General features: G+C 72.3%; 5 protein-coding genes and 1 pseudogene. 1 reads left to right on the plus strand and 5 read right to left on the minus strand.

The features are described from left to right. Nucleotides 1-427, plus strand: a pseudogene (locus PROKR_RS17525) (hypothetical protein); the annotation flags it as partial. A gap of 81 nt (nt 428-508) precedes the next feature. Here PROKR_RS17525 and PROKR_RS17530 read toward each other — a convergent pair. The 5 genes from PROKR_RS17530 to PROKR_RS17550 all read right to left on the minus strand — a co-directional run bounded on the left by PROKR_RS17530 (nt 509) and on the right by PROKR_RS17550 (nt 8,508). Beyond that, complete coding sequence (locus PROKR_RS17530) at nt 509-4,453, minus strand: DUF4082 domain-containing protein (RefSeq protein ID WP_157602197.1); 3,945 nt, start codon at nt 4,451-4,453, stop codon at nt 509-511. Between the two features lie 162 nt (nt 4,454-4,615). Continuing rightward, nucleotides 4,616-5,221, minus strand: a complete 606-nt coding sequence (gene pth, locus PROKR_RS17535) for an aminoacyl-tRNA hydrolase (RefSeq protein WP_036965114.1) — start codon at nt 5,219-5,221, stop codon at nt 4,616-4,618. Nucleotides 5,222-5,407: 186 nt separating this feature from the next. Beyond that, nucleotides 5,408-6,019, minus strand: a complete 612-nt coding sequence (locus tag PROKR_RS17540) for a 50S ribosomal protein L25/general stress protein Ctc (RefSeq protein ID WP_036965116.1) — start codon at nt 6,017-6,019, stop codon at nt 5,408-5,410. Nucleotides 6,020-6,240: 221 nt separating this feature from the next. Further along, nucleotides 6,241-7,446 carry a glycosyltransferase gene (locus PROKR_RS17545; protein WP_036965118.1) on the minus strand — a complete coding sequence of 402 codons (1,206 nt, stop codon included), beginning with the start codon at nt 7,444-7,446 and terminating at the stop codon, nt 6,241-6,243. A 78-nt stretch (nt 7,447-7,524) separates the two neighbouring features. Next, a complete protein-coding gene (locus tag PROKR_RS17550; protein ID WP_020017097.1) occupies nt 7,525-8,508 on the minus strand; it encodes a ribose-phosphate diphosphokinase in 984 nt (327 codons plus the stop codon). Between the last annotated feature and the right edge of the window lie 160 nt (nt 8,509-8,668).

Below are 8,668 nucleotides of genomic sequence, written 5' to 3' on the forward strand. Positions count from 1 at the left end.
GCTCGCCCCGCCCGGCACCGCCGGGAAGGCGGGCACCTCGCCGGGCGAGCGCGTCGCCGAGCTCCCCGCGGCCGGCCGGATGAGCCGCTCCCAGACGTCCGCCGACGGGTCGGGCCTGGTGGCCCAGTTCCCCGCCGACGTCGTGCGGGTCCCGGACGACGCCACCGTGGACACCAGCTCGGTGACCGGGCAGGACGGGCGCTTCCAGGTGGCACTCGACGTCACCACGAAGGACGGCTGCACCGAGGTGCTGCTCGGGTACCGCTCGTGGTTCACGACCGGGGGCTTCGCCGAGACCGGCACCACCGCCGGCCCCGACCGCACCACCGTGACCCTGGAGCGGGACGACGGGACCGTCGTGCTGGTCACCTCCCCGAAGCGCAAGGGCTGCGACGTCGAGCTGCTCGCCACGCTGTCCGCCGGCTGAACCGCCCCGCCCGTCCGCCGGCGAGCCGGTGGCGTCGTCCTCCCGGGGGAGGACGACGCCACGACCGGTGTCAGCGCTGCGTCACTCCACGACGAACACGGGGTCGACCCAGTACCCGGTGCTGAGCCACGAGTACTGCGGGAACCCGCCGCCGTAGGCGTACCGTCCGGCGTCCACCGGAGCGGTCAGCGGCCCGACCGTCCGGGCCTGCGCGAAGTACCCCTGCCCGGCCGCGTACCGGCCCTGCGGCGCGAGGTAGGACACGACGTACGTGGTGCCCGCGGTGACCGGGACCGGCTGCGCGAGCTGGACCGTCTGCCAGCCCTCCGCGCTGCCCGACGGGGCCACGGCGGACGCCAGGGCCGTCCCGGAGGCCGACCACACCGTCACCGTGTGCGGCCCGGTGTTGCCCGGACCCCGGTAGAAGCGCACCGCTGTCACGAAACCGGCGCGGTCGGCGGAGAACTGGGTGCCCAGCTCCACGGCGGCGCCGTCGTCGGCGGCGGCGATCGGCGGCACCGCGCTGCCGAACACGAAGCACGGGCACGAGCCCGCGGCCGCCTGCGTCGTGAACGACCACGTCACGGGCCCGATCGTCGCCCCGGCGGAGGTCTTCCCGGTGAAGGAGGCCGTGTAGGTGACGCCTGCGCCGAGGTCGTTCGTGAGCGCCAGCGTCGCCGTCGCACCGTCCCGGGTGAGGGTCCCGGCGACGGCCTGGCCACCGGGCGTCGTGAGGGTGAGCGTGGTGCCGGAGGCGAGCGCCTCCGAGGCAGTGACCGACACATCGGTGTCCAGCGGCACGTCGACGGCAGCGGCCGACGGCGTCCGCGACACGATCGTCGGGGTGGACGCGGCGGGCTCGAACTGGACATCGACGAGGTATGCCGTCGACACCGCCGTCGTCGGGCGCCCGGTGCCATAGGTGTAGACGCCGGCGTTCTGCGGCGTGCTCAGCTTCCCGACGGTCAGCGCGGCCCCGAGCCCGCCGAGCGTGGCCGGGTAGGCGCCGGACGGCGCGCGGTAACCCACCGTGTACTCCTGGCCCGCGGTGAGGTCGACCGGGGTGTCGAACTCGACGTCCTGCCAGCCCTGCGCCACCGGGTCCTCGATCGTCGCCTGGGCGAGCACCTGGCCGGACGGCCCCCAGAGCGACGCGACGAACGGTCCTTCCATCTGCGCCGACTTCCAGAACTGCATCCCGGAGACCGCTCCGGCCGCGGTCGGCGAGAACCGGGTGCCGAGAACGACGGCGTCGGGGTCGGGCGCCGCGGTGATGTCCGGCACCACCGTGTCGTCGTACAGGCCGCACGGGCACACGGTCGACGGCGGCCGGACGGTGCGGAAGCTCCACGTGCCGCCCTCGGACACGGGGAGCCCGTCGACCGACTGCGCGGTGACCGTCACCGTGTGCTCGACGAAGCCGGCCCACGCTGCGGACGGCGTGAAGGTGGCGGTACGGGTCGGTGCGTCGTAGGACACCGTGCCGGGCACCGTGGCGCCCGCGGCGTCCTTGACCACGACCCCGATCGAGGAGGCGACGACGTTCTTGGAGAACGTGGCGCGCACCGGGGCGTCCAGCGGGACGCTCACCTCCGTGTCCACGGGGGCCCGCGTGCTGACGCGCAGCGGCGAGTTGTCGGTCGCCGTGAACACCGGGTCCACGTAGTAGGCGGAGTTGTCCCACGACTCCGTGGGGACGGTGCCCGGTGCGCCGTACAGGCCCGCGGGAGCGGCCCCGAACCCACCCTCGACCGTGATCGGGCCGGCGGACCGGCCACGCGTCTGGAAGGCCCAGGGGGTCGAGACGTAGCGGCCGTTCGGCGCGGTGTACGAGACCACGTACTTCTGCCCCGCGAGGACGGGGACGGGCGTGGTGAACGACGCCGTCTGCCACCCGGTGGCCGACTCGCCGCCGAACTGCACGCGGGCGAGCTGGGCGCCGGCGGCGCTCCACAGCGTGCCCTCGTGCACCCCCGTGTTGCCGGCGGCCTTGTAGAAACGGACGCCGCTGACGTAGCCGTCGTCGGCCGCAGTGAAGCGCAGGCCGAGCTCGACGGCGGACGAGTCGTCGGCTGCGCCGTTCGGCGGCGGCCCGTCGCCGAAGACGTTGCACGGGCAGGCGACCTGCACGCCGCGGGTGGCGGCGGTACCGATGTTGGCGCTGTCGTCGATCGCTCGCGCCCGCAGCTCGACGGCGCCGGTGCCGAAGACCTGGCCGGTGTACGTCCAGCTCGCGCGACCGTTCGCGGGGTGCCAGGTGTCGCCGCCGTCGAGCGAGACCTCGACGCCTGCGACCCGGCCGCCGGTGTCAGCCGCCGTGCCGCTGACCGTGACCCGGGAGCCGCCGCCGACCTGGGCCTGCGCCGCGGGACCGGTGATCTGGACGGTCGGCGCCGTGGTGTCGGTGGACTTCGTCGCCGGCGCGATGCCGGAGGCGAGCGTGTCCGGCTGGACACCCATGTCCGCGAACAGGTTCACGGTGGCCTGCCGCATCCGGGCGTCGGCCGGGGCGCCGTTCCCGTCGTGCGTCTGGTCCAGGCCCCACGCCCACTGGACGGTGCCGGCCGAGAACACGAGCGCGCCGCTGGCCGCCTTGTACATCGTGATGGTGTGCGTGGTCGTGCCGGCCGCCACCACGTTGCCGAAGTCCTGCAGGTACTCGGGCACCTCGCCGACGGTCTTCGACATACGGATCAGGCCCGGCGGCCGCGACCCGTTGTCGAGGTCCTCGTTGGACTCGTACCCGACCGTGTGGTCCGCCAGCGCCTGGGACGTCCCGGCGGGCAGGGCGTCGAGCCCGGTGTTCCGCCAGATCCGCAGGTCACCCTCCTCCGCGGGGACGGTGACGGGCAGGTCGGAGTAGTTGGTCGTGTAGAGAGTGCCGATCAGCTCGTTCTCAGGGCGGCCCGCGCCGGCCGTACGGCTGGCGTACCGCGGGTCACGCCAGGTCCCGGTCCACTCGCTCGACGGGTCGATCTTGGCGTTGCCCCAGGTCTCCTTGTACGAGACCAGGGTGCGGTGGCTCGTCGAGGGACCGGCCGTCGAGGGCTCCCAGCGTGTGCGCCAGTACACGTCGTTGCCCGCGAAGAAGGCGAGGTGCACGCCGGCGTCCCGGGCCTGCTCGACGGCGGCCCGCTGCGCGCCCGACCAGTACTCGTCGTGCCCCACCGAGAGGAACGTCTTGTGGTTGAGCAACCGGGCGCCGTCGCGGCTGGTGTCGGCCCCCGCGATGTACGTGACGTCGTAACCGTTCTGCTCCAGGAAGCGCACCATCGCGTACTCGGAGCTGAAGTAGAAGTCACGGCCGCGCTCCAGGCCGCGGGTGGCGAACGGGCGGTTGTAGCTGAGCTTGTACGCCCGGTTGTTGGCGCCGCCCGAGTAGAAGCTGGACCCGCCGTACGTGTTGTAGGCCTGCCACGTCGTGTCCGCCGTCTGGAAGACCATGTCGGAGGTGGACCCGTCGTCGCGCACGACGAACGTGATGTGGCTCTGGCCGCCGTTGTCCGTCCGCGTCAGGAGGGCGACGTAGACGCCGGACACGGCAGTCGCCGGGACGTTCCAGCCCGCCGAGACGGCCCAGCTGCCGCAGTCGACCAGCTCGGTGGTCACGTCCCAGGCGCACTCCGGCTGGTTCTGCGGCAGGGTGGCGCTCGGCGTGACCGAGTCGATCTTGCGGGCGCCGAGGCCCTGGTACCAGCCGGTGCGGTAGATGTCGACCGTGTAGTTCCGGGCGTCGGTGTCGATCTTGAAGTCGACCCGGTTGCCGGCGTCGGTGCTCATCTGGGTCGCGAAGCCCTGGATGCTCGGGTCGCCCGCGCCCTCGATGTCCCAGACCTGGGGAGAGGTGCCGGGCTTTGAGTTCTCGCAGACGATCGGGTTTCCCCCGGGAGCACAGGGCTCGGCGGTCGCCGCGGGGGCCACGGTCAACAGCGCCGAGGAAACCGCGAGCACGGCGACCACGAAGGCCGCCAGGGGACGACGGCCCTGGCGGGTCCGGTGTGACGAAAGTGCGAAGGTGCTGCCCACATCGCAACCCTAGGAGCGGCGATGCCCAGGATGTCGCGCCAGGAGGGGGAGATCACCCCCGGTTCACCCGGCTGCCACGGCGCTCCCGGACGCCTCAGAACGTGTCGGACCCCCCAGGCCACCCGAGGGACCTGGGGGTCTGACGCGTCGGGCCGGGCCGGCTCAGGCCTTGGCGACGTGGAACTTGCCCTGGGCCGCCAGCAGACCCTGCGTGAGCAGCATCTCGACAGCGTCGGCGGCGTCGTCGACCAGGATCGGCAGGTCCTTCTTCTCGGTTCCGCTGAAGTCCCGCAGGACGTAGTCCGCGGTGTCCATGCGGCCGGGCGGCCGGCCGACGCCGACGCGCACCCGGTGGTAGTCCTTGGTGCCGAGCGCCTTGGTGGTGTCGCGCAGCCCGTTGTGGCCGCCCTCGCCGCCGCCGACCTTGAGCTTGATGGTGTCGAAGGGGATGTCCACCTCGTCGTGCACCATGACCACCTGGTCGGCGGGCACGTCGTAGTACTTGGCGAGCGCGCTGACCGGGCCGCCGGACGTGTTCATGTACGTGGTCGGCTTGGCCAGGATCACCCGGGGGCCGGGCGCCCCGCCGGGCAGCACGCCGAGCCGGGTCTCCGCCACGACGGCCTGGGCCCGCGCGTGCTTCGAGAAGCGCGCGCCGGCGCGCTCGGCCAGCAGGTCCAGCACCATCTGCCCCACGTTGTGCCGGTTGCCGGCGTACTTGGGACCAGGGTTGCCGAGCCCGACGACGAGCCAGGGCCGGTCGCTCATGTCACGTTCCTTCCACGACAGCGGTCACGGTGGTCACGGCGGCGGGCTGCCCGCCCCGCGGCGGATACAGGTCGGGCCGAGGTGGAACCCGCGCCGCGCACGATCCTCTCGTGCGCGCGCCAGGATGTTCCACCTCGGCCCGGTACGTCCGGCTCTGGCCGGGTCGCTCTGGGACGCGGGAGGGGCTCAGCCCTCCGCGGACGCCTCGGCGGCCGAACCGGCGGACTCCGCCGACTCCTCGGCCTCGTCCGGGCTGGCCTCGCCGCGCGGCTCGGTGATGAGCACGACGACCGCGTTCGGGTCGGTGAGCAGCGTCGAGCCGGCCGGCAGGGTGACCTCGCCGGCGTGGACCTGCGCGCCGGACTCGAGGCCCTCGATGGAGACCTCGACGGACTCGGGCAGGTGCGTGGCCTCGGCCTCGACCGAGAGCGTCTGCTCCTCGACGAGGTGGATGGTGCCGGGGGCCGACTCGCCCACGATGTTCACGGAGATGTCGACGGTGATCTTCTCGCCCGCGCGCACGACCTGCAGGTCGATGTGCTCGATGACGTTGCGGACCGGGTCGCGCTGGACGTCCTTGGCGACGGCGAGCTGGCCCTTGCCGTCCACCTCGATGTTGAGCAGCACGTTGGTCTGGCGCAGCGCCAGCATGGACTCGTGGCCCGGCAGGGTCACGTGCACCGGGTCGGTGCCGTGCCCGTACAGGACAGCGGGGATCTTGTTGTCGCGGCGGATGCGGCGGGCCGCACCCTTGCCGAACTCGGTGCGGGGCTCAGCGGCGAGCTTGATCTCGGCCATGGGAATTCACTCCTGGAAGATATGTGTGCAACTCGAAGATGGCGGCTGCGTCGGCGCGGGACACGTGACGGGCGCGGAGCGGGCACGCGGGGCGAGGTGCTGGAGGGGTACTCCGCCCGGGGCCGCCGACGGCCGCCCAGTCGATCACGGACGCCGGCCGAAGTGCTTGCGGGATCAGGTCCCGCCGCGGCCGTCAGGCGTCCCTCGCCGAGGCAACCTGACTACTGTACCCGCTCGTCCGCCCGGTCCGCACCGAGGGGCGGTGTGACCCCGATCGCCGGCTGGGTGCGCCGGGGCTTGTAGACCACCTGGACGTGGAACACGAAGCGCAGCAGGAACGCGACGACCAGCGTCACGGCCTGCACCAGCACGGGCCACATGCCCGTGTGCTCGACCAGCCACCACAGCACGGGCAGGCGGATCGCCGCCTCGGTGCCGTTGAACGCGAACGAGTGCGCGAACCGCGACCAGACGCCGCGGCCCTCGTTCCGCAGGTCGCGGAAGACGAGCCGCTCCTGCAGCAGGAAGTTGATCAGGATCGTGACGACGGCGGAGATCACCGCGGCCTGCACGTAGTGCACGCCCAGCGCGGTCAGGAGCCACAGGATGAACACGTTGAGCACGGCACCGAAGCCGCCGATGATCGCGAACCGCGACATCCGCCCGAACCGCAGCGCGGCGAGCTGCTCCAGGTAGCGCAGGCCGGTCTTGAAGGTCGCCTTGGAGTGCCCGGCGTACCGCTCGCCGAACACGAACGGCTCTTCCCCCACGGCCAGGGTGTTGCGCGCCAGCAGCTCGAGCAGGATCTTGAAGCCGCGCGGGTGCAGGGCGTCGAGGTCCAGTGCATCCACCCGGGCGGCGAAGAAGCCGGTCAGCGGGTCGGTGACGTTGCGCAGCCGCACCGGGAACATGGACCGCGCCAGCAGGGCCGACGCGATCGAGACGCCGTGCCGCCACCACCCGTCCAGGCCACCGGCATCGCCGTCGCCCGTGTAGCGGGAGGCGACCACGAGGTCGAGCCCCGACTCACGGCCGCGCGTGACGAGCGCCGGCACCAGCTCCGGCGGATGCTGCAGGTCGCCGTCCATCACGACCGCCCACTCGGTGGTCACGGTGCGCAGGCCCGCCACGACGGCGCCGCTCAGGCCACCCTCCGGCTTCTCCCGGTGCAGCAGCCGCACCGGGACGGGTGTGGCGGCCGCGACCTCACGGATCCGGTCGGGGGTGTCGTCCGTCGAGTCGTCGACGAAGAGGATCTCCGCCAGGGCGGGAGCCCCCACGGGGGCGGGCCCGCCCTCGGGTCCCTGCACGACGCCGGAGGCGCGACCGTCGTCGGGCAGCACTCCGAAGGCGGCACAGAGCCGCTCGGTGAGCGCCCGGACGTTCGGCCCCTCGTTGAACGTCGGGACCACGACGGTGACGGTCACTGACCCTCCCCCATAGATGTCAAGACACGGTCTCCCGTTGACCGCGCCCGAGTCAAGCGCCTCGCCGGGCGCTCCGGATCAGGAGTTGCCGTCGAACAGCGAGGTCACGGACCCGTCGGAGTGGACCTCGTTGATCGCCGAGGCCAGCAGCGGCGCGATGGAGAGCACCTTGAGCGTGTCGAACCGGCGGTCCTCCTCGATCGGCAGGGTGTCGGTGACGACCACCTCGCGCGCGCCGCACTCCGTGAGCCGCTGCTTGGCCGGACCGGACAGTACACCGTGCGTGGCCGCGACGGTGACCGACTTGGCGCCCGCGGCCATGATGACCTTGACGGCCTCGGCGATGGTGCCGCCGGTGTCGATCAGGTCGTCCACCAGCACGCAGTCCTTGCCCTGGACGTCGCCGACGACGCGGTTGGCCACGGACTGGTTGGGCCGCGTGACGTCGCGCGTCTTGTGCACGAAGGCCAGCGGGCCACCGCCCAGCTTGGACGCCCAGATCTCGGCGACGCGGATTCGGCCGGCGTCGGGCGACACGACGGTGACGTTCTCGACGTCGACGCGGGTGCGCACGTAGTCGACGAGGATCGGCATGGCCCACAGGTGGTCGACCGGCCCGTCGAAGAAGCCCTGGATCTGCGCGGTGTGCAGGTCCACGCTCATCAGGCGGTCCGCACCCGCCGTCTTGAACAGGTCCGCGATGAGGCGGGCCGAGATCGGCTCGCGGCCGCGGCTCTTCTTGTCCTGGCGGGCGTAGCCGAAGAACGGCGCCACCACGGTGACGGAGTGCGCCGAGGCGCGCTTGGCGGCGTCGACCATGAGCAGCTGCTCCATGATCCACTGGTTGACCGGCATCGTGTGCGACTGGAGGAGGAACAGGTCCATGCCGCGCACGGACTCGCTGAAGCGGACGTAGGTCTCGCTGTTGGCGAAGTCGTACGCGGACACGCCCAGCAGGTCGATGCCCAGCTCCTTGGCGACGTTCTTCGCCAGTTCGGGGTGTGCCCGGCCCGCGGCCAGGACGAGCGGGTGGCGGTTGGGTCCGGGAGTGGAGTTGGACATCAGTGGGACTTTCCTTCCTTGTCGGCCCCAGGTGCGGGGGCCTGGTCGGCCGGTTCGGCCTGGGTGGCCGCGGCCTGCGGGGCCGTGGGGGCCCCGGCTGCGTTCTGCTGGGCGAGCTGGCGCTGCGCCTGGTCGCCCAGACCGGACTCGGCGCCGAGGG

It is taken from the genome of Promicromonospora kroppenstedtii DSM 19349 (genome assembly GCF_000515355.1).
Taxonomy (GTDB): domain Bacteria; phylum Actinomycetota; class Actinomycetes; order Actinomycetales; family Cellulomonadaceae; genus Promicromonospora; species Promicromonospora kroppenstedtii.